Here is a 21,512-nt window from a genome sequence, read left to right on the forward strand (position 1 = left end):
GCCGTTGACCACCCGCTGGGATACGCGGACGTACGGCTCAGGCACCGCCATTCGTACGACCCGCGCACAGCGGTCGGCCCTCCCCGCTGTCCGTACAGCCCGCGCACAGCGGTCAGTACGGCCCGCGCCCCAGTCCGTACGGCCCGCGCACCCCCTCAGTACGGCTCTGGCGCCGAGTCCAGCGGTGGTGCCACATCCGCGAGGCGGGCCAGCAGCTCGGCGGCGCGCTTGCCCACGGTGTCCCGGTCGCCCTCGGACAGCGCCGAGCCCATTCCGCACGCGACGGCCCCGGCCGCGATCCAGTCCGGGGCCTCGGCCAGCGTCACCCCGCCGGTGGGGACCACGGCGGCCTGCGGCAGCGCGGCCCGTACGTCGCTGACCCATCGGGGCCCGTAGGCGGAGGCGGGGAAGAGCTTCAGGGCGTCCGCGCCCAGCTCCATAGCGTGCACCGCCTCGGTGGGTGTGGCCACGCCGGGGAAGACCGGCAGGCCGTAGCGGTGGCCGGTGCGGATGACCTCGGGGTCCAGGCTCGGCGAGACGAGGAAGCGGGCGCCCGCGTCCACCGCCATCCGGGCCGAGGCGGCGTCGAGCACCGTGCCCGCGCCGATCACCGCGTCATCACCGACCTCCCGGATCAGTGTGGTGACCGCCTCCAGGGCGAAGGGCGTGGTCAGCGAGATCTCCAGGCTGGTGATACCGGCGGAGAGCAGACTGTCCGCCGTGGCATGGGCGTGGTCGTAGCTGTCGCTACGGACGATGGCGAGAACGCGCTGCGCGAGCGCGGCCCGGGTGATCTCCCAGCGGTACACGGCGGTCGCCGCCTTCCTCTCCCAAGTGCTGCTGGCGATGCCGCCCCGGATTGCCTCCGGGATATGCGGCGGTTTCGGTATGCGGTGGACTATGTGCGGTGCTGTGGTGCGCTTGGTGGATCGATATCTGGCTTGTCGGTGTTACCGGCGCTGTCCGCGCTGTCTGTGCTGTCTCCGTTGTCCGTGTTGCCTGTGTCGGCTCAGCGGTATACCGCGTCCCCGCCCTTGGACAGCTCGGCGAGCGCCCGGTCCCGCGCGGCGGCGGTGGGCAGCCCGTCCGTATCGGTGGCGGCCTGGACGACGAGGGCGGCCACGCACACCGCCTCGGCGAGCGCCTGGTGCTCGTGCAGCCCGCGCAGGCGGGCCGACAGATAGCCGGCCGCGAAGCCGTCACCGGCCCCGATCGGGTCGACGACCGGCACCGCGTGGGGCGCCTGGTCCCAGCCGCCGTCCGCGGTGAGGACGGTCGAGGAGTGGTCGGCGCGCTTGATCACGACCTCGTCGGCCCCGCCGCGCAGCAGCTCCCGCGCGGCCTCGTCGGCGGGTTGGGCGGTCAGCAGCTCCAACTCGTCCTCGCCCGCGAGGACGATGTCGGCATCGCGCAGCAACGGGCCCGCCGTCTGGGCCCACTGCGCCGCGCCGCCCAGCTTGTGTCGTACGTTCGGATCGAAGGACACCTTGGCCCCGGCCGCACGGGCCAGCTCCACCAGGCGCCGGCTCGCGGCCGCCGCGGTCGGCGAGAGCATCGGCGTGATCCCGGACAGATGGAGCAGCCGGGTGCCTTCGAGGGCCTCGGGGCGTATTTGCTCGGGCGTCAGCCGGGAGGCGGCCGATCCCATGCGGTAGTACTGCACATCGATGGCGCGGTGCGCATGGCTGTCGCGCATCAGCAGCCCGGTGGGGGCGTGGTCGTCCACGATCGCGTGGGCGACGTCCACACAGTCGGCGCGCAGCTCGCGCAGCACCGCCTCCCCCGCGGGGTCGGCGCCGACCCGGCCGAGCCAGCGCACCCCGTGGCCGAGCCGGGCGAGGCCCACGGCCACATTGGACTCGGCCCCCGCCACCGACCGGCGGAAATGCACGGCCCGGTCCAGCGGAACCCCGGGCTCGGCGAGCAGCAGGAGCATCGCCTCCCCGCACGTGACCACTTCCGGACCGTTCGCCACCATGCCTCCCCGCACGTCCGCCGCTAACCGAGACGGTATCGGGAAGCAACGACAATGACCCGCGCGGGGTTCCCGGGCGGTGACCGTTATCGGGGCGACGGCGGGACGGAGAGCGGGCCTGAGGGGGGGCCGAGGGCGGATCTGAGGGCGGGCGCAGACAGCGTTGCGGCCGCTGCCCTGATGAGGGGCAGCGGCCGCGGTGCGGGGGGTGGCGGTCTTCGGTGGGGCTGCGTCAGCAGCCGCGGTCGACCAGGTCGAACGAGGCGTAGTGGTCCGAGGTGTAGTAGTCCTCGTCCGTCTGCTTACCGGTGACGATGCGCCGGGCGCCACGGTCGTCGGAGCCCGGGGTGATCACGGTGTACTCGTGGTAGTAACCGGAGGACTGGGACGGAAGGACGCCTTCACGGTTCTGGAAGACGGTGCCGTCCTGGGGGAACGGGTAGGGGCCACCCTGCTCGATCAGGTCCAGGGTGTCATGGGCCTGGGACGGCAGATCCGAGTAGCAGATGTCGCCGACGGCCGCGATGACCTGCGACGACACAACGGTCTGCGAGGCCGCCGGGGCGACAGCGGTGGCCGCGGTGGCCGTACCGCCGATGATCAGCGTCGAGACGAGGGCGCCGAGAGCACCGATGCGAGCGATCCGTGGGGGGATTGTCATAGACATAGCATGACGCGCGTAGACGCTGTCGTGTCAATGCCAAGTGACCGCCGTTCGCCGGGAGTTCACAAGAACTGCGCGAAGCGCCAGAGGAGGTAACGAAAACGTAACCTCCCGCCCGCCCCGGCGCGCTTCTTGCCTCTCAGGCAAAACTTTTGCCCGAGAGGTCAAGACTGGCTATACCGGAGACATGCACCCGCTCCCCCACGGTCCCGACGAGGGGCCCACGGACGGACCGGCCGACGGCCACCCCGGCGGACCGTCCGCCGAGCTGCCCACCGTCGCTCCCCGCCTGCGTGACCTGCGGCGGCGCAGCGGTCTGACACTCGAGGCCGCCGCCCATCGCGTCGGGCTCTCACCCGCGCATCTGTCGCGGCTGGAGACGGGCCGCCGCCAGCCCTCGCTCCCGATGCTGCTGACCCTGGCCCGTACCTACGGAACCACGGTATCCGACCTGCTCGGCGAGGGGACCTCGGAACGGGACCCGGTCGTGCGGGCCGACCGCATGGAGGCGCAGGAGGCCGGCGGCTGGACCTACTGGCAGGCCGGCGGCTCCGGCCGGGCCATGCAGGCGCTGCGGCTGCATGTGCCGGAGCGCTCCGGCGCCCAGGAGGGCCTGGTGCGGGTCCACCCCGGCGAGGAGTGGCTCTACGTCCTGGGGGGCCGGCTGCGGCTGACCCTCGGCGAGACCGTGCACGCCCTCTCCCCGGGCGACGCGGCCCATTTCGACTCGCTCACCCCGCACCGCATCGCCGCCGCCTCGCCCGGCGGCGTGGATCTGCTCTTCGTCCACACGCTGCTGCAGAGCGGCGCGGCCGAGCTCTGCCTCGGCGACGCCCCTCGCCGAGGAAGGCCCGGTACGCCATGACGGACGCGAACGACATGACCGCGAGCGATACCCGGGCGGACCCGACGGTGCATGCCCGGACCGGCCCGAACGAGGAGGACCGGGCGCCGATGAGCTTCACGGTCCGGGTCTTCATCTACCTCGTGGGCGTCCACTTCATCGCCGCTTTCCTCTTCTTCCTCTTCTACGTCGCGGGCGGGTAAGAGGCGGGGGCCGGGGCCCAGAGGCCCAGCCGCTCGTCACCCCGCGTGGGTGGAGAACATCCCGCCCGTCGGCCCCTGCTTGTCGCCGCCCTGCGCCTTCTTCAGGGCGTTCGCCAGGCCCTCGATGGTGAGCGACTGCAGGATCACCCGCCCATTGCCCTCCAGCGTGGCCAGCGACAGTCCCTCACCGCCGAAGACCGCGTTCATCAGCCCCTGGCGGTTGAGCCCGCCGATGCGCTCCACGCCGTACCGGATGCCTTCCTCGAAGGCCACGATGCAGCCCGTGTCGACCTCGATCCGGCCGCCGAAATCGGCCGGATTCAGGTCGATGAAGTTGCCCGCACCACAGATGATCACCGTGCCGTGCCCGGTGAACTTCTCCAGGATGAATCCCTCGCCGCCGCTGCGCCCGGTCTTCCCGCCCTGGAAGGCGATCCCGAACTCCACAGTGGACTCGGCCGCCACGAAGGCGTCCTTCTCCGCGAACCACGCCCGCGCCCCGTCCAGCTCCAGCGCCCGCATCTCACCGGGCAGCACCCCCGCGAAGCCGACGGTGCCCTCGCCGCCGGTGGCGGTGAAGTACTGGAACGCCAGCGACTCCCCGGCCAGCGCCCGCTGCCCCACCTGCATGGCGGTGCCCATGGCCTGGCGCAGCATCCCGCCCATCCCGCCGCCCCCGGCGCTCCCGCCACTGCCCCCGGCGTTCCCGCCACTGCCCCCGGCGGCCTGACCGCCGCCCCCGCCGGGCCCGGACAGCCGGGTCTCCATCGTCACGTTCGCCGTCTTGAACAGGAACTTCCCGGCCTCGCAGTAGACGGTCTGCCCCGGCTGCAGGGTGCAGACCGCCATCTGCATGGCGTTGCCGACGATCTCTTGCCGCAGGGTCACAGCCGATCTCCTCGAAGGTCGTATCAGGCGCGTCGGCTCGGGTCGGTCGCATCGGCCTCATCGGCCTCATCGCTCCCGTCCGTCCCGTCCGTCGCGTCCGGTGCTGCCAGATGGTGTCAGGTGATGTCGTAACCGGACATCCGGGTCAACGTCCGACCCGGATGTCCGGGTTCCGGGAGCTTGGCACAATGCCGGTCGTGGTCCGGCCCCGGGGGCGATGCTGAAGGGAGCATGGCGATGAACACCAGCGCTGCGACGACGGCCCGCACGATGTGGGCCCTTTTCGAGCCGATCCACGCGGTCGCGTACTTCGCACCGGAGGCCGCGGCCGCGTACGAGGACGTGGGGCTGCGCGGCTTCTGGCGCGGCTACTTCGCGGGCCGCGCCGCGCCGCTTGGACCGGTCGGGCCGGAGCCCGTCGTGGCGGCCTTCTTCACCTTCGCGCCCGCCATGGTCGCCCGCGCCCTGCCCGACGTCTGGTCCCTGACCACGCCCGGGCGGGCCCTGGAGCTCCGCCGTACGGGCGCCGCGGCCGCCCTCGACCGGCTGCTCGCCGGGCGCGAGCGCGAGGTGGAACGCGCCGCCGAGGCCCTGGTCCCCCGCGCGGCGGGCCTGGAGGGGTCCGGCCGGGTGCTGGCCGCCGCGAACGGCGCGCTGGACTTCCCCGACAAGCCGGTCGAACGGCTGTGGCATGCGACGACCCTGCTGCGCGAGCACCGCGGCGACGGCCATGTCGCGGCCCTGGTCGCCGCCGGTCTCGACGGCTGCGAAGCCCTCGTCCTCCGATCCGGCGTCGACCTCCCCCGCACCGAACTCCAGCCCCACCGCGGCTGGACCGACCAGGAGTGGGACGCCGCCGCCCGGCGCCTGACCGACCGGGCCCTGCTCACCCCGGACGGCACCGCGACGCAGGACGGACGCGAGCTGCTCAGGACGGCCGAGACCGCGACCGACCGAGCGGCGGAACGCCCTTGGCGACCGCTGGGCCCTGAGGAGGTGGCGACCCTGGTACGGCTCCTCACCCCACTGGCCACCGCCTGCGCCGCCGCCCTGCGCTTCCCCAACCCGATCGGGGTCCCGGAGCCGACGGGCTGAGCGATCAGCCCAGAAGGCGGCGCCCCGCGCGTTCCGGGCGAGGTGCCCAGCAACCTGGGCGAGCCAGCCGTTCCCCCCGGGCCGGGGTCATACGGGGGCACGGCGCACAGCTCCGCCATGCCTTGAAGCTGCGCTGCGTGAAGCAGCCACGCTCGCCCAACCCGCCCTCCACGCCGTCGCCCGTTTCGGCGCTGACGGTCAGAAGGGCACGCCCGCCCTCTTGGCCAGCTTCGTAAGGCGCGGGTTGCTGCGGCGGTGCAGCGAGGTCAGCACGCGCATCAGCTCTTGGCTGGTCGGATGCACCCGGGCCATCTCCGGCGCGACGTCCCAAGCCGCTTCGAGCGATTCGAGAGCCCCGTCACGGTCCCCCAGGGCAAGCTTTGACCGGCTGATGTTCATGTGCAGCGGGCCAACGCGCGTGGCCGGAAGCGTCACCCCACCCCGGATCAGGTCATCCGCCGTATTGACAGACTCGCGGTAGTCCTCCATGTCAGAGGCCGTCGAAATGACATGCACTGCGGTGTTCTCGGGCCCGAAGTGGATGCCATGGTCCTCGACGTCCTCAGGGAACTCCTCGGCCACCTGCCACGCTGCCGCGCTGTGCCGTTGGGCGGTTGCCTTGTCCTTGATCCGACCGGCCAGCGTCAGCCCGCGCAGGTGCAGGATGCCCAGGCCATAGGCGCGGTCATGGCCTCGCAAGGTCGACTCGGCCTCAACAACGGCACGGTCCACAATGGCCAACCCGCCCGCGAAGTCTCCGGAGTTCAGGAAGGCTCCGGCCTCGTCCCGGGCGGCCACCGTGGCCGCGATGGGGTGCGCACGCTCGGCGGCCAACCGCTGTTTCATGACGGCCAGCTCGGCGAGGTGCATCCAGCGGTGTCGGGCGGCCAGCCAGTAGACGACCGAGTATGTATCGGCGACACGGGTCCAGGCGTCGGGCGATTGGGTGGCGTGCGCGTAGTTGGTCGCGTCGGCCAGCACGCCCGGGAGCTTTTGCAACACCGCCGACAGCTCGGTCCGATAGCGGTGCTCGTTCAGCTCGGCCAGGCTGCGCGGAAGGTCCTCGGGGTGGGTCGGCGGTGTATCGGGGATGTCGAACCGTCGAATGACGTAATTGAGGGCGGCAAGGCTCTTCTCGTCGGTGCGCTCGACAGGGGCCGTGCCCAGCAGCTCATCCAGCGTCAGCCCCATGGCTTGGGCGAGAGCAGCGGCAATGCCCTGGGTCAGCGCGCGGTCGCCCACCTCGATCTTGCTGAGCAGCGAGACGGACACGCCTGCACGCCGAGCAAGGGCAACCTGGCTGAAGCCGCGCGCCTTGCGGCAAACGGCCACATTCGCACCGGGTCCGGGAATCTTGGTCGCGCTCATAGTGTGCGTCTTCCCCACTCGACTGGCGTTACCTCTGATCCATCGTCTCACTCTCAGCACTCATGTGCTTGCACCCTGTGCAAGAGGTGTGCAAGCTCGCTTTGCACTGCGGCAGTTCTCTTGCGTGAGACACATATGCACAGGTGGGACGAGGGATCATGGCACAGACACAAGAGAATCCACCGACGGTGCTCAGTCACGGCGGTCTGCCGTACTCGAAGGGCACGCTTGTCGAAGACACTGAGACCGGATGCACAGGCGAGCTGCAAGGCGTAGTTGAGGAACGCGTCAAGGGCACCGGAAAGGTGTTCAGCCAAACGGCGTTCATGCGGCCGAGGGGAGGTGGCCTCGAGTGGGAAGCCCCTTTGGACCGCATCAGGCCCGCCGACAAGAACGGTTAAGCCTGCCTACCAAGCGCGCTGCCCTGATCTGTCCGGGTGACGTGATCGGCTACGACGGCGAGTGGCGCACGGTCAAGAAGGCGTCGACCGCCCAGGGCCCGATGGGCGGGATAGCCGTCGTGGTCACCTGGGAGGAGAACGGAGCCGCCCGCTTTCCGGCCGGTGATGAACTGCTGGTGCGAGAGCCCGACGCCGACTGACCAGAAACCGAGCCCCACCCCCAGCAGAACGGGGTGGGGCTCGTCACTGGCCGGCCACTCAACCGGTCCCCGCCTCACCATCGCGGTGGGGACGGGGCAAGTCGTCACGGATACGCGCGGGCTCGCTCGGTCCCCGCCTCCGCGTCCGGTACCTGTAGGCAGCGAGCCTGAGGGCTTGAACCTCTCGTCGGGTGCGGGAGGCCCGCCGGGGAGGGAGCTAGTCGCTCAGCTCCGTATGGCATGCGGCGAGCCGCTCGGCGCCCGCCTCGGTCAGCGTTCCGTGCAGCCGCAGCCGGGCGACGCCGCCGTCCGGGTAGATGTCGATCCGGACGTGGGTCACCGGCGGGGCGGCGTCGAGGAGGAGGCGGTGGACCGTATCGGGCTGGAGGCGGGTGCGGGGCAGGAGTTCGGTCCAGGCCGGGGAGGTGTGGTCGGCCGGGTCCGCGCCGGAGGTGGCGTCGAGGCCGTACAGCGCCGCCCAGCCCGGTGCGTTGCCCTTGTAGCAGCCGGTGTCGATCTCCACGGCGCGCAGGGACGCCTGGGCGGTGAGGCGGTAGCGGACCCAGTCGTGGCCCGTGTCGCGGCGGCGGCGGGTCTCCCAGCCCTCGTCCATCTTGTGGGAGCGGCCGGGCTGGATGGAGTTGGCGGGCGGGGAGTAGAAGCGGTCGGAGGCGTCCTCGGCCGCGCCGCCGTGCTCCAGCGCCACCACGTCGAAGGTGCCGAGCGCGGTGAGCCACGCCGGGTCGGGGGCGACCTCGCCGTGGACGCGGAGGCGGGCGATGCCGCCGTCGGGGTGCTGCTTGAGGCGGAGGTGGGTGAAGCGGCGGCCTACGGAGACCGGGAAGCCGTTGGCCGCGTGGCCGCCGATCCGCGTATGGGGGACGAGTTCCGTCCATACGACGTCGTCGGCGAGGAGTTCCTCGGGGGACGGGGTGCCGTCCACCGCCGCCGCCTCGACGCTCACCGCCCGCGGGTAGTTGCCGCGGAAGTGGGCGGTGTCGACGACGATGCCGTGGACGACGCCGGGCGCGCCGAGGCGGATCAGGGCCCAGTCGTGGTCGTCCTCGGCCGGATGCGGGGTGTCGGCCGAGGCTCCGCGCCGCCGCCGGGTCTCCCAGCCGTCCATGACCTTGCCCTTGTGGCCGAAGGCGGCGGGGTCGAAGTGCGGGGGTTCGGGCTTCAGCAGATTCTCGCGCTCGGCGAAGAACTCGTCGTTGGCCGCGACCACGCTGCCGCCGAGCCGCCGGTCGGCCAGGTCCACGAGGTGGGTGAAGGGGAGGTCGGCGGTCCGGTAGTCGGCGTACGGATCGCCACCGCCGTACGGGGCGGCGTCGCCGGTGAAGCGGGGGATCGGCGCGGTCATGTGCGGGGCTGCCTTTCCAGGAGTCGGCCGGTGGGTTCGCTCGTCGCGCCACGGTCGGCGATCGCGCCACGGTCGGCGATCGCGCCGTGGTCGGCGATCGCGCCGTGGTCGGCGATCTTCCGGCCGCGCAGCCAGGTGGACCGTACGACGCCGTAGAGCGTTCTGCCCGCGTAGGCGGTGACCTGGTTGCGGTGGTGGAGGGCGGCGGGGTCGACGGTGAAGGTCTCGTCGGGGGCGAGGACCGCGAAGTCGGCGTCGCGGCCGGCCTCGATGGCGCCCTTACGGTCGAGACCGACGAGCGCGGCGGGGCCGGTGGACATCCAGCGGGCCACGTCGTGGAGGGTGTGGCCGCGCCGCCGGGCCGCCGTCCAGACGGCGGGGAGGCCGAGCTGGAGCGAGGAGATGCCGCCCCAGGCCCGCCCGAAGTCGTCCACCTTGAGGTCGGCCGTACAGGGCGAGTGGTCGGAGACGACGCAGTCGATCTCCCCGGCCGCCAGGCCCGCCCACAGCGCGTCCTGGTTGGCGGCCTCCCTTATGGGCGGACAGCATTTGAACTCCGTGGCGCCGTCGGGGACTTCCTCGGCGGTGAGGGTCAGGAAGTGCGGGCAGGTCTCCACGGTGATCCGGACGCCCTTACGGCGGGCGTCGGCGATCAGCGGCAGCGCGTCGGCGGACGAGAGGTGCAGGACGTGGACGCGGGCGTCCAGCTCGTGGGCGAGGGCGATGAGGCCCGCGATGGCCTCGTTCTCGGCGGCGCGCGGGCGTGAGGCCAGGAAGTCGGTGTAGCGGGGACCGGTCGGCGGCGGAGCGCCGTCGATGAGATGGGGGTCCTCGGCGTGGACGATCAGCAGTCCGCCGAAGCCCGCGATCTCGCGGAGGGCGGTCTGGAGCTGATCGGGGGCGAGCGGCGGAAACTCGTCCACGCCGGAGGGGAGCAGGAACGCCTTGAAGCCGAGGACGCCCGCGTCGTGCAGCGGCTCCAGGTCCGGGGCGTTCCCGGGCACGGCGCCGCCCCAGAACCCGATGTCGACATGGGCCGACCGCCGGGCGACGGCCCGTTTGACCTCAAGGGCCTGGACGGTGGTGGTCGGCGGGACGCTGTTGAGCGGCATGTCGACGAGGGTGGTGACGCCGCCGGCCGCGGCGGCGCGGGTGGCGGAGCCGAACCCCTCCCAGGCGGTGCGGCCGGGGTCGTTGACATGGACGTGGGTGTCGACGAGGCCGGGGAGCAGGACGTCGTCGCCGAGGTCCTCGACCCTCGCGCCGTCCGGGTCCGGGGTGTCGTACGGCCCGACGGCCACGATGCGGCCGTCGGCGACGGACACGGAGGCCGCGCGCAGGCCGTCCGGCGTGACCACCCTGGCCGAGCGCAGCACCAGCTCCACGTCGGGCACCGATATCCTCCTCGCCTCCACCCTCGCCGATTCCGCGAAACGGAATCAACTTTCCGTTGAATGATTCACTCGGCGGACGGCCCGGTCAAGGCCCCACCAGCCGCGACCGGCGACGGAATCGGCGCATCGGCCCCTGTCCCGCCGGTCCGGGTCCTCGCGGACCTCAGGGCATAGATACCCCCGGCGAGGGCCATTCCGAAGACCCAGGAGAACGGGGCCAGGTCCTCGAACCCCTTGACCAAGGCCAGCACCGCCGATATCGCGGCCGAGGGCACGAAGGCGATGATCGCCTCCGGATTGAAGCCCTTGCGGTAGTAGTACGCGCCCGACGCATCGGCGCTGAAGAGCGCGTCGACGTCGATATGGCCGCGCCGCACCAGGTAGTAGTCCACGAGCAGGATGGCGACCAGCGGGCCGAGGAAGGCGCCGAGGGCGCCCAGGAAGTACTGGATGACGACCGGGCTGGAGTAGAGCTTCCACGGCATGACCACGATCGCGAGCACCGCCGTGATCATGCCGCCGCGCCGGAAGTCGAGATACTTCGGCGCGAGATTGGCGAAGTCGTACGCGGGCGAGACGAAGTTGGCGACGACGTTGATGCCGATGGTGGCGACCATGAAGGACAGTGCGCCGAGCACCGTGACCACGGGGTTGTCGATCTTCGCGATGATCTCGACCGGATCGGAGATCGCCGCACCGAACACCGAGATCGTGCCGGCCGTCATCAGCACGGAGACGACGGCGAAGGCGGTGAAGTTCACCGGCAGCCCGAGCAGATTGCCGCGCCGGTAGGCCCGGTGGTCTGGGGTGAACCGCGCGAAGTCGGCGTAGTTGAGCACGAGAGTGAGGAAGGTGGCGACCGTCAGGCTGACCGCGATCAGGCTCTGATGGAGCTGCTCGCCCCCGCTGAGCCCGGTCAGGCTGTCGGTGAGCGAGATGTCCCCGCCCGCCTTGGCGATCAGCCATACGGCGAGCGCGAGCATCACCAGCCAGACCACCGGACCGGTGGCCAGGTCCTGCACCTTGCGGATGAACTCCATGCCCCGGGTGAGCAGCACCGCCTGCAGCAGCCACATCACCAGGAAGGCGATCCAGCCGAGGGTGGACAGACCGAGGATGGAGTCGCGGTCGTAGTCGGCGAGCGAGGGCGCCAACTGAACGCCGAGGAGGACCAAGGCCTCGGAGGCCAGCCAGGTCTGGATGCCGTACCAGGCGACCGCCATCACCGCCCGCAGCAGGGCGGGAATGTTGGCCCCGTACACACCCCAGCTGGCTCGTGCGAGCACGGGGAACGGCACCCCGGTGCGGTGGCCGGCGTGGCCCATGCGGTTCATGAACCAGTAGAGGATGGTGACTCCGGCCAGCAGGGACAGGAACACCTCCCAGGTCGGCAGCCCCAGCACGAACAGGCTCGCCGCGAAGGCGTAGTTGCTGATCGCGTGGGTGTCCGACATCCACATGGCGAAGATGCTGTACGTCCCCCATGTGCGCTCCACGGCGGGGGCGAGGTCCTCGTTATAGAGACGGGGGTCTGGTGTGGCGGGTGATGCCATGGCGCCCTCCGGGGAACTGGGACGGAAATTCTTTTCCGCATGACGGTGCCGCGAAGGTGTTGCCGATCGATTACGCGGGCGTTGCCGTGAACGTCGCCCGTGGGCCCGGTCCGCCCGGCGGATCGGAGAACCCTCGGATCGCGGATCGGAAAACCCTCGGATTCAGGACGGGCGGGCGCTGATGGGCCAGCCGCCGATGGCCTTGGGACGGGGCGCGGCGAAGGCGCGCACCTTGCTGGTGGAGAGCCCGAGCCCGACGACCGCCTCGGCGAAACGCACCGCGGCGGCGACGCCGTCCACCACCGGAACCCCGCCCAGCGCCGCCGAGACCCGCTCCTGGAGCCCCGCCATGCCGCCGCACCCCAGACAGACGACCTCGGCGCCGTCCCGCTCCACTACCTCACGCGCGGTCCGGACGATGAGCTCCACGGTGCGCTCCGGGTCCGCCTCCAGCTCCAGGACGCCGAGGCCGGTGCCGCGCACCGCCGCGCAGCGCCCCAGCAGCCCCGCCACCAGCAGCCGGTCCCGGATCTGCGGAACGGCCCGGTCCAGGGTGGTGACGACCCCGTAGGCATGGCCGAGCATCATGGCCATCTGGGCGGCGGACTCGGTGATGTCGAGGACCGGCACGTCGAGGAGTTCCTGCGCCGCCTCGCGGCCCGGTTCACCGAACCCCGCCATCACCAGGGCGTCGAAGGGCTCGTCCCAGGTGGCCAGCCGGTCCAGTACGGCGGCGGCGCTGAGACATCCCTCGAAGTGGCCCTCGATCGACTCCGGCCCCCACAGCGGCTCGGTCGCGACAATCTCGGTGCCGGAGCTCGCGCTCGCCTCCGCGATGGCCCGGATCGCTGCCGTCATGGAGACGGTGGTGTTGGGGTTCAGCACGAGAATGCGCATGGAGCTCCCCTGGCGATTCCATACAATGGAAATGTAATTCCGCGCCGCAGAAATGTAGCCAGCGATGTCCCCGCGGTCAAGGGGCCCCCGTGTCCGGGAGCGGCCAGTCCCCGGCCGCTCCGGCACACCCGCCGTGACCGGCGCGGACCGTCAGTGCAAGCCCGCTGTGGGCGTCGCCGGGGACCGGTAGGCTGCCCGTGGCCGGTCGGCAGCGGATCGTCACCGTATGCGGGCCGGTGCCGACCGCTGTGAAAGGAACACCGACGTGCCGTCCGCCGAGTCCAAGACCGCCGCCACCACCGCCGGATCCGGTGGCGTCCAGTCCCTGGAGCGCGCCTTCGACCTGCTGGAGCGGATGGCCGACGCCGGGGGCGAGGTCGGGCTGAGCGAGCTCTCCACCAGCAGCGGGCTGCCGCTGCCCACCATTCACCGGCTGATGCGCACGCTGGTGGCCTGCGGCTATGTCCGCCAGCAGCCCAACCGCCGCTATGCCCTCGGGCCCCGGCTGATCCGGCTCGGCGAGAGCTCGGCCCGGCTGCTGGGCACCTGGGCGCGGCCGTATCTGGCGCGGCTGGTGGAGGAGACCGGCGAGACCGCGAACATGGCGCTGCTGGACGGCGATGAGGTGGTGTACGTGGCGCAGGTGCCCTCGCGCCACTCGATGCGGATGTTCACCGAGGTCGGGCGGCGAGTGCTGCCCCACACCACGGGCGTCGGCAAGGCGCTGCTGGCGAGCACGCCTCCCGAGGAGGTGCGCGCCCTGCTGGCCCGCACCGGCATGCCCGCGGTGACCGAGAAGACGATCACCTCGCCGGACGAGTTCCTCGACGCGCTGCGGCAGGTCCACGAGCAGGGCTACGCGGTGGACGACAACGAGCAGGAGATGGGCGTGCGCTGCCTCGCGGTCCCGGTGCCCGACTCCCCCGCACCGGCGGCCATCTCCATCTCGGGCCCGGCGGGCCGGGTGACGGACGAGGCCACACAGCAGATCGTGCCGATCCTCAAGGAGGTCGCGGTCGAGCTGTCGGGGGTGCTGGCCAGCACCGGGTCCGCCTGACGGCGGAGGGGACCGGCGGGCGGGCCACCGTCCGCGCGGCTCGATGAGGTGCGGCCTGCGCGGGGCGGACGGGACCGAGTGCGGCGTCGGCGCTGCCGGAAGCACCACCGGGCGACCGGGCGTCCCAACTCGACGCAGGCGCGCGGCCGGGCATCCCGCTCGACGCACGCGTCGTCCCATCGCCCGGCGGAAGGCGGCCATGGGGAGCGGGCCACCGGGGCGGGCGGGGCAACGGGGGCAAGGCCACAGGGCCGCCCGCGGCCGGGCGGGACCACGGGCCGCCGCTCAGTCTCGCCCTCTGCCCGGCTGCGGCACGTTGTTGAACTGGTCGATCGCCGCGCGGACGCCCGTCAGGGCGGAGCCCAGTGCGCTGACCGAGCCCAGCGCGCCCGCGATGAGCAGCAGCGAGCGGCGCAGGCGATGCAGCTCCGGTGCGCCGGTGCGGGCCATGGCATCGAGCGCGGCCAGCTCGTCGTCCGCGATCGCCCGGTCCGGTAATTCCGCCGGGTGGGCGGCCAGATCACGCCTGAGCCGGGCCACGGCACGGCGCAGCTCGGCCGCTCTCGGATCGTCATCGGTGCCCGCCACTCGCCTGGCTTCCACGACTGCGGCGCCCTCCACTGACAAGGCACCGGGTTCACCCCAGAGCCCCGCGCCATCGTTGGCCAACACTGCCCTTCGCCCCCTCGCGCCCTCTCGCACAGCCTGCCCCCTTCCCGCATGGCCGCCCCAACCCTCCACCTCGCGTGGATTCGGACACAAGGGGCCGCGGATCAGTTAACGCCACTCAGTGCACGACGCGCTATACGGAGAGCGAAAATCAGACCGGCTGGGATGAAGCCCCCGCACGGCCCCCAGGTGCGGTAAGCAGGGCCCATGGATCGCACAACGGATGACTCCGCGCAGGTCGCCGGGATCGTGCTGGCGGCCGGGGGCGGCCGGCGGCTGGGCGGGCGCCCCAAAGCCCTTTTGACGCATCGGGGGCGGCCGCTGGTGGAGCACGCCGCGCGGGCGCTGCGCGAGGGCGGCTGCGCGCCCGTACACATCGTGCTGGGCGCCGCGGCCGAGACCGTACGGGCACGGGCCCGGCTGCCCGGGTACGTCCTGGTCGACAACCCCGACTGGGAGCAGGGCATGGGCTCCTCGCTGCGGGCCGGGCTCGGCTCACTGGCCGGTACGGGGGCGCGGGCGGCGCTGATCGCGCTGGTGGACCAGCCGGGGATCGGCGCCGAGGCCGTGGCGCGGGTGGTGGCCGCGTATCGCTCGCCGTCGACCCTGGCGGCCGCCGCGTACGGCGGGGAGCGGGGGCATCCGGTGCTGTTCGGCGCGGACCGGTGGGCGGATATCACGGCGAGTGCGGAGGGCGACCGGGGGGCACGCGCCTATCTGCGGGCGCATCAGTCCGCGATCACGCTCGTCGACTGCTCGGATATCGCCCGTACGGACGACATCGACACCCCCGAGGACTTGACGCTGCTGGAATGAGACGTCGAGGGGGGCAACGGACCCGGCGTTCAACAGAAGATTGAACTTCCACCATGAGAAACTTATTATCCACAAGACAAAATCACTGCGAGCGTCCAGCTGAGACTCGTCTAAGGAGTGACAGCCCATGTCCGCACCAGCGCCTTCCCCGCTGGCCATCGTCGACGCCGAACCGCTGGAGCGTCAGGGGGAAGTGCTGACCGACGCGGCCCTGGCCTTCCTGGCCGAGCTCCACCACCGCTTCACCCCGCGCCGGGACGAGCTGCTCGCGCGCCGCGCGGAGCGCCGCGCCGAGATCGCCCGCACCAGCACCCTGGACTTCCTCCCGGAGACCGCCCACATCCGCGACGACCCCGACTGGCGCGTCGCCCCCGCCCCGCCCGCCCTCGAGGACCGCCGGGTGGAGATCACCGGCCCCACCGACCGCAAGATGACCATCAACGCCCTCAACTCGGGCGCCAAGGTCTGGCTCGCCGACTTCGAGGACGCCTCCGCCCCCACCTGGGCGAATGTGATCGGCGGCCAGCTCAATCTGATCGACGCCTATGAGCGCCGGATCGACTTCACCTCCCCCGAGGGCAAGAGCTACGCACTGCGGCCCGACGATGTGCTGGCCACCGTCGTCACCCGGCCGCGCGGCTGGCATCTCGACGAGCGCCATCTGCGGGCCGCCGACGACCGCCCCGTCCCCGGCGCCCTGGTCGACTTCGGGCTGTACTTCTTCCACAACGCCCGCCGGCTGATCGCCCAGGGCAAGGGGCCGTACTTCTACCTCCCCAAGACCGAGTCGCATCTCGAGGCCCGCCTCTGGAACGACGTCTTCGTCTTCGCGCAGGACCATCTCTCGCTTCCGCAAGGGACAATCCGCGCCACCGTTCTGATCGAGACGATCACGGCGGCGTACGAGATGGACGAGATCCTCTACGAGCTCCGCGACCACGCCTCCGGGCTCAACGCGGGCCGCTGGGACTATCTCTTCTCCATCGTCAAGAACTTCCGCGACGGCGGCCCCGGTTTCGTCCTCCCGGACCGCAACGCGGTCACGATGACCGCCCCGTTCATGCGCGCCTACACCGAACTGCTCGTCCGCACCTGCCACAAGCGCGGCGCGCACGCGATCGGCGGCATGGCGGCCTTCATCCCCTCGCGCCGCGACCCCGAGGTCAACGCGGTCGCGTTCGACAAGGTCAAGGCCGACAAGGACCGTGAGGCGAACGACGGCTTCGACGGCTCCTGGGTCGCCCACCCGGATCTGGTCCCGGTCGCCCGCGCCTCCTTCGACGCGGTCCTCGGCGACCGGCCGCACCAGAAGGACCGGCTGCGCGAGGACGTCCGGGTCACCGCGGCCGAGCTGATCGACGTCGCGTCGCTCGACGCCAAGCCCACGCATGACGGCCTGCGCAACGCCGTGCAGGTCGGCACCCGCTATATCGAGGCGTGGCTGCGCGGCCTCGGCGCCGTCGCGATCTTCAACCTGATGGAGGACGCGGCCACCGCCGAGATCTCCCGCTCCCAGATCTGGCAGTGGGTCAACGCGGGGGTGGTCTTCGAGAACGGCGAGAAGGCCACCGCCGATCTTGTCCGTAAGGTCGCCGCCGAGGAGCTGGCGGCGATCCGCGAGGAGGTCGGCGAGGACGCCTTCGCCGCGGGCAAGTGGAGCCAGGCGCACGATCTGCTGCTGAGGGTCGCGCTGGACGCGGACTACACGGAGTTCCTGACGCTGCCCGCGTACGAACTGCTGGGCTGAGCCGCTCCGTTCGGCCGCGAGAGCCCCGGACCGTACGGATACGGTCCGGGGCCCCGGTCGCCCTTACGGCGTATAGAGCTGGGAGCGCGGCACGATCTGCTGGGGCACGCTGGGGCTGGACCACAGCAGCTTCATGTGGGCCTCTCCGGTCTGCTCGGTGTACTCGATCCTGATGGCGTGCTTGGTTCCGGCGCGCAGCGCGACGGCCGCCTTGTCGACCTGTGGTTCATGCGGGGTGGTGTTGTCGATGACCAGACGGCCGTCGATCCACACCCGCGCGGTGTCGTCGGAGACGGTCGTGAGCGTGTAGGTCTCGCTGTGGCGGGGCTGGAGGAAGCCGGTCCAGCGGACGCCGAAGTGGTCGGCGGGGACATCGGCGGCCGGGGAGCCGGCAAACCTCCAGATGTGGTTGACGGCCGGGTCGGTCCGGGTGACGGCCGGGGGCCCGGTGAAGGTCTCATTGGCGAAGACCTCCTCCCGCAGCCCCTGGCCCCGGCCCTGGGGCGCGGCCGGGGCCGGTTTCACCGTCAGCTCGATCACCGAGGCGGTGGGGTCGGCCGGGCCGCCGGAGGGGGTGAGATCGAAGCCGTCGCCCGCCTTGGCCACCTCGACCCGCTGTCCGCTGCCCAGCACCCGGGCGCCGGTCACCGTGAACGGCGCCCTGGCGGTGAGGTGGAGGGGCTGCCCCGCGGCGGGCCAGGAGGTGACGGACGCGTACAGCCGGTCGCCCGACCGGCTGACCGCGCCCCAGGACGGCTCGTCGACCAGCCCGGTGGCCCCGGCCCCGTACACCGCGCGGCCCTGGCCGGAGGTCCGCAGCCAGGAGCCGATCTCGCGCAGCCGGTCGACGGAGGGCTGGGGAACGCGGCCCAGTTTGTCGGGGCCCACATTGAGGAGGTAATTGCCGCCACGGCTCGCGATATCGAGGAGATTGCGGGTGAGGGTGGCGGGCGACTTCCAGTCCTGGTCGTATTTGGCGAAGCCCCAGTGGCCGTTGAGGGTCATGCAGCTCTCCCACAACTGCCCGGCCACGGGCGCGTCCGGGATTTCCTGCTCCGGCGTTCCGTAGTCGCCGTCGACGACGCGCCGCTTGCCGACCCGGTTGTTGGTGATCAGATCGGGGTCGAGCCCGTGCAGATACGTCTGCAGCCGCTCGCCGTCCCGCGCCGACCAGGTGTTGGTGGGGTTGTCCGCGTCCCATTCCCCGTCGAACCAGAGCAGCGCCGGATGGTAACTGTCGACCAGCTCCTTGAGCTGGGCGTACATCCGCTTCTCATAGCGGGGGAAGGTGGCGGGGTCGGCGAAGTCGTTGTCGTGCCAGTCCCAGATCGAGTAATAGAAGCCGAGTTTGATCCCGGCGGCGTCTGCGGCGGACTTCAACTCGGCCAGGATGTCCCGCCGTTGGTCGAAGGAGGAGTGGTCACGCAGATTCCAGGTGTTCTGCTTGGTCGGCCACATCGCATATCCGTCGTGGTGCTTGGAGGTGATGACGATGTAGCGCTGCCCGGCGTCCTTGGCCGCCTTCACGACGGCCTTGGCGTCGAAGGACGCGGGGTTGAAGTCCCGGGCGGCGTCCTCGTACTCGCTCATCGGGATCTGGCAGCTTCGCTTGATCCACTCCGCGTCGCGGCAGACGGTCCCGTCCGCCCGCTGATATTCGCCCTCGAGCTGGGAGTAGGCGCCGAAGTGGATGAACATCCCGAAGCGGTCCTGCCGCCACCAGCCGGTGCGGTCGGAGGTGAACGGATCGTCGGTCGCGTAGTCGGTGCCGGGTCCGGGCTCCCGCGCCGTCGCCGTCGCCGGCGCCGCGGTGGCGGCGGAAGGGCCGCTGAGGATCGTCGCCAGCACCATGCCGAGCAGCAGGCTGAGCGCTCGGAGAGGGATGACGGCTCGTCGTCTGGACGTGCGCATGGCGGCTCCTGTGCTCATGGGTGGTCGGACAGGAGGGCTGGCCAGCCGCGTACGGGAACCTAGAACCGTAAAGATGGGATGTCAACGGGGCCCGAACGCACCGATGGGCAGCCGGTGGCCGCGAGAAGCGGCTCGCCACGGCGACCCATCCGATGAATCGGCGCGGTGTTCAGTCGTCCGCCGCGATACGGGCCAGGCGTCGCGCCTCGGTGCGCGCCTCCCGCGCGATCTCGTCCTCGTCCACGGTGAGCAGCCGGCCCGACTCCACCACCGCGGCGCCGTTCACCAGCGACAGGGTCACCGGGGCCGGGGCGCCCAGGACGAGGGCCGCGACCGGGTCGGCGATCGACGAATGGCCGAGGCCATCCAGCTTCCAGAGCACCAGGTCGGCCAGTTTGCCCGGCTCCAGCGAGCCGATCTGGTCCTGGCGGCCGAGCACCCGCGCACCGCCGTAGGTGCCGAGTCGCAGCGCCTGACGGACGTTCAGCGCCTTCTCGCGGTGGCCGCCGAGCCGGTTGACCAGCAGCGCGTTGCGCAGTTCGGTGTGCAGCTCACCGGATTCGTTGGAGGCGGTGCCGTCCACGCCGAGGCCGACCGGTACGTCCACGGCGAGCAGATCGGGGACGCGGGCGATCCCGGCGGCGAGCCGGGCGTTGGACGAGGGGCAGTGGGCCACACCGGTGCCGGTCCGGGCGAACGCCTGGATGTCGGTGTCGCTCATGTGGACGCAGTGGGCCATCCACACGTCCTCGCCCAGCCAGCCGGTGGACTCGAAGTAGTCGGTCGGCCCCATCCCGAACCGCTCCTGGCAGAACTTCTCCTCCTCCACCGTCTCCGAGCCGTGGGTGTGCAGCCGTACGCCCTTGCGGCGGGCCAGCACCGCGGCCTCGCGGAGCAGTTCGGTGGAGACGGAGAACGGCGAGCAGGGCGCGACCGCGATCCGCAGCATGGCGTCGAACCCCGGGTCGTGGTGGGTGTCGATGGCCTTCTCGGTGGCGGCCAGCGCGTCCTCGGTGGACTCCACGGCGAAGTCCGGCGGCAGCCCGCCGTCGGAGGTGCCGAGGTCCATGGAGCCGCGGGCGGCGGTGAACCGCACGCCCAGCTCGCGCGCCGCGCGGATCTCGGCGTCCAGCAGATCGCCGCTGCCGCGCGGAAAGACGTAGTGATGATCCATGGCGGTGGTGACCCCGCCGCGCACCATCATCGCGAGCGAGCCGCGGGCCGCCGCGTGGACCATCGGCTCGTCGATCCGCGCCCAGATGGGGTAGAGCGCGACCAGCCAGTCGAAGAGGTTGCTGTCCTGGGCCAGGCCGCGGGTGAGCCACTGGTAGAAGTGGTGATGGGTGTTGACCAGGCCCGGGGTGACCAGATGCCCCGTACCGTCGACCCGGCGGACGACGCCCTCCAGCCCCTGCGGCGCGCGCCCCTCGCCCACCGACTCGATGCGGTTGCCGGCGACGACGACATGGCCGGACGCGTACTCGGTGTCCCGCGCGTCCACGGTGGCGACGGCGCAGTTCTCGATGACGATGCGGTGCACGGAGCGTGGCCCTTCCGTCAGATGAGTCAATGGGAGCCGGTCAGCCGGCGGGGAGCCGGGGCTCGGCGCCGTCCCGCAGCACGGTGGCCTCGATGAGCCCGTACGGCCGGTCGGCGGCGAAGTAGACCTCGTTGTCGTTGGTGAGGCCGAAGGGTTCCAGATCGACCAGGAAGTGGTGCTTGTTGGGCAGCGAGAGCCGTATCTCCTCGACCTCGGGGCGCCGCTCGATGACGCGCGCGCCCATCTCGTAGAGCGTCTGCTGGAGCGAGAGGGAGTAGGTCTCGGCGAAGGCGCTCAGCAGATGACCGCGCGCCTCCTCGTGGCCGTGGTCCCAGTCGGGCATGGGCCGGGTGTCATCGCTCCAGCCGTAGCGCCAGCGGGCGTGCACATCGGTGGCCAGGACGCGGTCGCGGGTCTCCTCGAGCGTGGTGTACCGGTCCTTGACATAGCCCCAGAACTCGGAGTCCGTGGTGTTCAGGACGGTGAGGCCGGTGAGCCCGGAGACCACCTCCCAGCGCTCGCCGTCGTAGGCGATCTGGGCGGTACGGACCTCCTGGCCGCGGCGGACGAAGGAGTGCGCGGCGCTCCCGGCCGTCTCGATCCGCTCCCAGGCGTACTCCTCGACGCGGATGCGGGCGCGGTGGATCGGCTCCTGGCTGGTGACGAAGTGGCGGGCCAGCCGGATGCCGAACTCCTCGGCCGTGTCGATGCCGTGCTCCTTGGCGAAGGCGTACACGGTGTTCTTGGTGGCGTCGGTCGTCAGGACGTTGGCGTTGCTGCCGGAGAGGTGGACCGCGTCCATCTCTCCGGACAGCGCCACCGAGACATTGAGGTCCTTGAGGTGGTGCACGGCGCCGTCGCGCACCACCCGCACGACGCGGGTTTCGGCTTTGCCGTAACTGTTCGGGCCGAGCGTGGGCATGGGTG

The 21,512-nt window shown here is 71.4% G+C and carries 20 protein-coding genes; 7 read left to right on the top strand and 13 right to left on the bottom strand.

The window, feature by feature from the left end:
* Positions 1-155: 155 nt before the first annotated feature.
* From J5X86_RS22145 to J5X86_RS22155, 3 genes are all read right to left on the bottom strand, one after another.
* On the bottom strand, positions 156-809 hold the full coding sequence (locus J5X86_RS22145; protein ID WP_208518475.1) for a bifunctional 4-hydroxy-2-oxoglutarate aldolase/2-dehydro-3-deoxy-phosphogluconate aldolase: 654 nt from the start codon (positions 807-809) through the stop codon (positions 156-158).
* A gap of 200 nt (positions 810-1,009) precedes the next feature.
* Entirely contained in the window at positions 1,010-1,978 is a 969-nt protein-coding gene (locus J5X86_RS22150; protein WP_078644588.1) for a sugar kinase, read from the bottom strand.
* A 229-nt stretch (positions 1,979-2,207) separates the two neighbouring features.
* Entirely contained in the window at positions 2,208-2,636 is a 429-nt protein-coding gene (locus tag J5X86_RS22155; RefSeq protein WP_078644587.1) for a ribonuclease, read from the bottom strand.
* Positions 2,637-2,826: 190 nt separating this feature from the next.
* Between J5X86_RS22155 and J5X86_RS22160 the strand changes: the two genes are divergently transcribed.
* Both J5X86_RS22160 and J5X86_RS22165 read left to right on the top strand, forming a co-directional pair.
* Entirely contained in the window at positions 2,827-3,504 is a 678-nt protein-coding gene (locus J5X86_RS22160; RefSeq protein ID WP_243981036.1) for a helix-turn-helix domain-containing protein, read from the top strand.
* Positions 3,501-3,686: a DUF6126 family protein gene (locus tag J5X86_RS22165; protein ID WP_208518476.1), complete on the top strand. Its 186-nt coding sequence runs from the start codon at positions 3,501-3,503 to the stop codon at positions 3,684-3,686. Before J5X86_RS22160 ends, J5X86_RS22165 begins: the two co-directional genes overlap by 4 nt.
* Before the next feature lie 36 nt (positions 3,687-3,722).
* Here the strand turns inward: J5X86_RS22165 and J5X86_RS22170 are convergent, their stop codons facing one another.
* Positions 3,723-4,574 (bottom strand): AIM24 family protein, encoded by an 852-nt coding sequence (locus J5X86_RS22170; protein WP_208518477.1) that lies wholly within the window; start codon positions 4,572-4,574, stop codon positions 3,723-3,725.
* A 237-nt stretch (positions 4,575-4,811) separates the two neighbouring features.
* Here J5X86_RS22170 and J5X86_RS22175 point away from each other — a divergent pair, with 237 nt between their 5' ends.
* Entirely contained in the window at positions 4,812-5,669 is an 858-nt protein-coding gene (locus J5X86_RS22175; RefSeq protein WP_208518478.1) for a hypothetical protein, read from the top strand.
* A 198-nt stretch (positions 5,670-5,867) separates the two neighbouring features.
* Here J5X86_RS22175 and J5X86_RS22180 read toward each other — a convergent pair whose 3' ends face one another.
* On the bottom strand, positions 5,868-7,037 hold the full coding sequence (locus J5X86_RS22180; protein ID WP_208518479.1) for a helix-turn-helix domain-containing protein: 1,170 nt from the start codon (positions 7,035-7,037) through the stop codon (positions 5,868-5,870).
* Between the two features lie 442 nt (positions 7,038-7,479).
* Between J5X86_RS22180 and J5X86_RS50860 the strand changes: the two genes are divergently transcribed.
* Entirely contained in the window at positions 7,480-7,638 is a 159-nt protein-coding gene (locus J5X86_RS50860) for a hypothetical protein (protein WP_243981037.1), read from the top strand.
* Positions 7,639-7,855: 217 nt separating this feature from the next.
* Here J5X86_RS50860 and alc read toward each other — a convergent pair whose 3' ends face one another.
* The 4 genes from alc to J5X86_RS22205 form a co-directional block, all read right to left on the bottom strand.
* The gene (alc, locus tag J5X86_RS22190) at positions 7,856-9,001 is read right to left on the bottom strand and encodes an allantoicase (RefSeq protein WP_208518481.1); all 1,146 of its coding nucleotides are present in this window, start codon (positions 8,999-9,001) and stop codon (positions 7,856-7,858) included.
* Entirely contained in the window at positions 8,998-10,395 is a 1,398-nt protein-coding gene (allB, locus tag J5X86_RS22195) for an allantoinase AllB (RefSeq protein WP_208518482.1), read from the bottom strand. The genes alc and allB overlap by 4 nt, the downstream gene beginning before the upstream one ends.
* A gap of 65 nt (positions 10,396-10,460) precedes the next feature.
* The gene (locus tag J5X86_RS22200) at positions 10,461-11,948 is read right to left on the bottom strand and encodes an NCS1 family nucleobase:cation symporter-1 (RefSeq protein WP_208518483.1); all 1,488 of its coding nucleotides are present in this window, start codon (positions 11,946-11,948) and stop codon (positions 10,461-10,463) included.
* A 162-nt stretch (positions 11,949-12,110) separates the two neighbouring features.
* Positions 12,111-12,845: an aspartate/glutamate racemase family protein gene (locus J5X86_RS22205; RefSeq protein WP_208518484.1), complete on the bottom strand. Its 735-nt coding sequence runs from the start codon at positions 12,843-12,845 to the stop codon at positions 12,111-12,113.
* A gap of 226 nt (positions 12,846-13,071) precedes the next feature.
* On the opposite strand from J5X86_RS22205, the gene J5X86_RS22210 reads away from it, so the two are divergent.
* Positions 13,072-13,902 (top strand): IclR family transcriptional regulator, encoded by an 831-nt coding sequence (locus J5X86_RS22210; RefSeq protein WP_243981039.1) that lies wholly within the window; start codon positions 13,072-13,074, stop codon positions 13,900-13,902.
* A 285-nt stretch (positions 13,903-14,187) separates the two neighbouring features.
* Here the strand turns inward: J5X86_RS22210 and J5X86_RS22215 are convergent, their stop codons facing one another.
* The gene (locus tag J5X86_RS22215) at positions 14,188-14,505 is read right to left on the bottom strand and encodes a DUF5955 family protein (protein WP_043235715.1); all 318 of its coding nucleotides are present in this window, start codon (positions 14,503-14,505) and stop codon (positions 14,188-14,190) included.
* Positions 14,506-14,778: 273 nt separating this feature from the next.
* On the opposite strand from J5X86_RS22215, the gene J5X86_RS22220 reads away from it, so the two are divergent.
* Both J5X86_RS22220 and aceB read left to right on the top strand, forming a co-directional pair.
* Entirely contained in the window at positions 14,779-15,387 is a 609-nt protein-coding gene (locus J5X86_RS22220; RefSeq protein WP_078644568.1) for an NTP transferase domain-containing protein, read from the top strand.
* Between the two features lie 127 nt (positions 15,388-15,514).
* Entirely contained in the window at positions 15,515-17,134 is a 1,620-nt protein-coding gene (gene aceB, locus J5X86_RS22225) for a malate synthase A (RefSeq protein ID WP_208518486.1), read from the top strand.
* Between the two features lie 63 nt (positions 17,135-17,197).
* On the opposite strand, the gene J5X86_RS22230 is transcribed toward aceB, so the two are convergent.
* From J5X86_RS22230 to pucL, 3 genes are all read right to left on the bottom strand, one after another.
* Positions 17,198-19,045, bottom strand: coding sequence for an alpha-L-fucosidase (locus J5X86_RS22230; RefSeq protein ID WP_208518487.1), 1,848 nt, complete (start codon positions 19,043-19,045; stop codon positions 17,198-17,200).
* 169 nt (positions 19,046-19,214) lie between these two features.
* Positions 19,215-20,585, bottom strand: coding sequence for an 8-oxoguanine deaminase (locus J5X86_RS22235; RefSeq protein ID WP_208518488.1), 1,371 nt, complete (start codon positions 20,583-20,585; stop codon positions 19,215-19,217).
* Positions 20,586-20,625: 40 nt separating this feature from the next.
* On the bottom strand, positions 20,626-21,507 hold the full coding sequence (gene pucL / locus J5X86_RS22240) for a factor-independent urate hydroxylase (RefSeq protein WP_208518489.1): 882 nt from the start codon (positions 21,505-21,507) through the stop codon (positions 20,626-20,628).
* Between the last annotated feature and the right edge of the window lie 5 nt (positions 21,508-21,512).

The organism is Streptomyces sp. NEAU-YJ-81 (assembly GCF_017592595.1).
Lineage (GTDB): Bacteria > Actinomycetota > Actinomycetes > Streptomycetales > Streptomycetaceae > Streptomyces > Streptomyces hygroscopicus_B.

Bases quoted from the DNA above. Each gene is read 5' to 3' on its own strand.
- J5X86_RS22150 (WP_078644588.1), bottom strand. From the start codon at position 1,978: ATGGTGGCGAACGGTCCGGAAGTGGTCACGTGCGGGGAGGCGATGCTC.
- J5X86_RS22155 (WP_078644587.1), bottom strand. From the start codon at position 2,636: ATGACAATCCCCCCACGGATCGCTCGCATCGGTGCTCTCGGCGCCCTC.
- J5X86_RS22160 (WP_243981036.1), top strand. From the start codon at position 2,827: ATGCACCCGCTCCCCCACGGTCCCGACGAGGGGCCCACGGACGGACCG.
- J5X86_RS22165 (WP_208518476.1), top strand. From the start codon at position 3,501: ATGACGGACGCGAACGACATGACCGCGAGCGATACCCGGGCGGACCCG.
- J5X86_RS22175 (WP_208518478.1), top strand. From the start codon at position 4,812: ATGAACACCAGCGCTGCGACGACGGCCCGCACGATGTGGGCCCTTTTC.
- J5X86_RS22180 (WP_208518479.1), bottom strand. From the start codon at position 7,037: ATGAGCGCGACCAAGATTCCCGGACCCGGTGCGAATGTGGCCGTTTGC.
- alc (WP_208518481.1), bottom strand. From the start codon at position 9,001: ATGACCGCGCCGATCCCCCGCTTCACCGGCGACGCCGCCCCGTACGGC.
- J5X86_RS22200 (WP_208518483.1), bottom strand. From the start codon at position 11,948: ATGGCATCACCCGCCACACCAGACCCCCGTCTCTATAACGAGGACCTC.
- J5X86_RS22205 (WP_208518484.1), bottom strand. From the start codon at position 12,845: ATGCGCATTCTCGTGCTGAACCCCAACACCACCGTCTCCATGACGGCA.
- J5X86_RS22210 (WP_243981039.1), top strand. From the start codon at position 13,072: ATGCGGGCCGGTGCCGACCGCTGTGAAAGGAACACCGACGTGCCGTCC.
- J5X86_RS22220 (WP_078644568.1), top strand. From the start codon at position 14,779: ATGGATCGCACAACGGATGACTCCGCGCAGGTCGCCGGGATCGTGCTG.
- aceB (WP_208518486.1), top strand. From the start codon at position 15,515: ATGTCCGCACCAGCGCCTTCCCCGCTGGCCATCGTCGACGCCGAACCG.
- J5X86_RS22230 (WP_208518487.1), bottom strand. From the start codon at position 19,045: ATGCGCACGTCCAGACGACGAGCCGTCATCCCTCTCCGAGCGCTCAGC.
- pucL (WP_208518489.1), bottom strand. From the start codon at position 21,507: ATGCCCACGCTCGGCCCGAACAGTTACGGCAAAGCCGAAACCCGCGTC.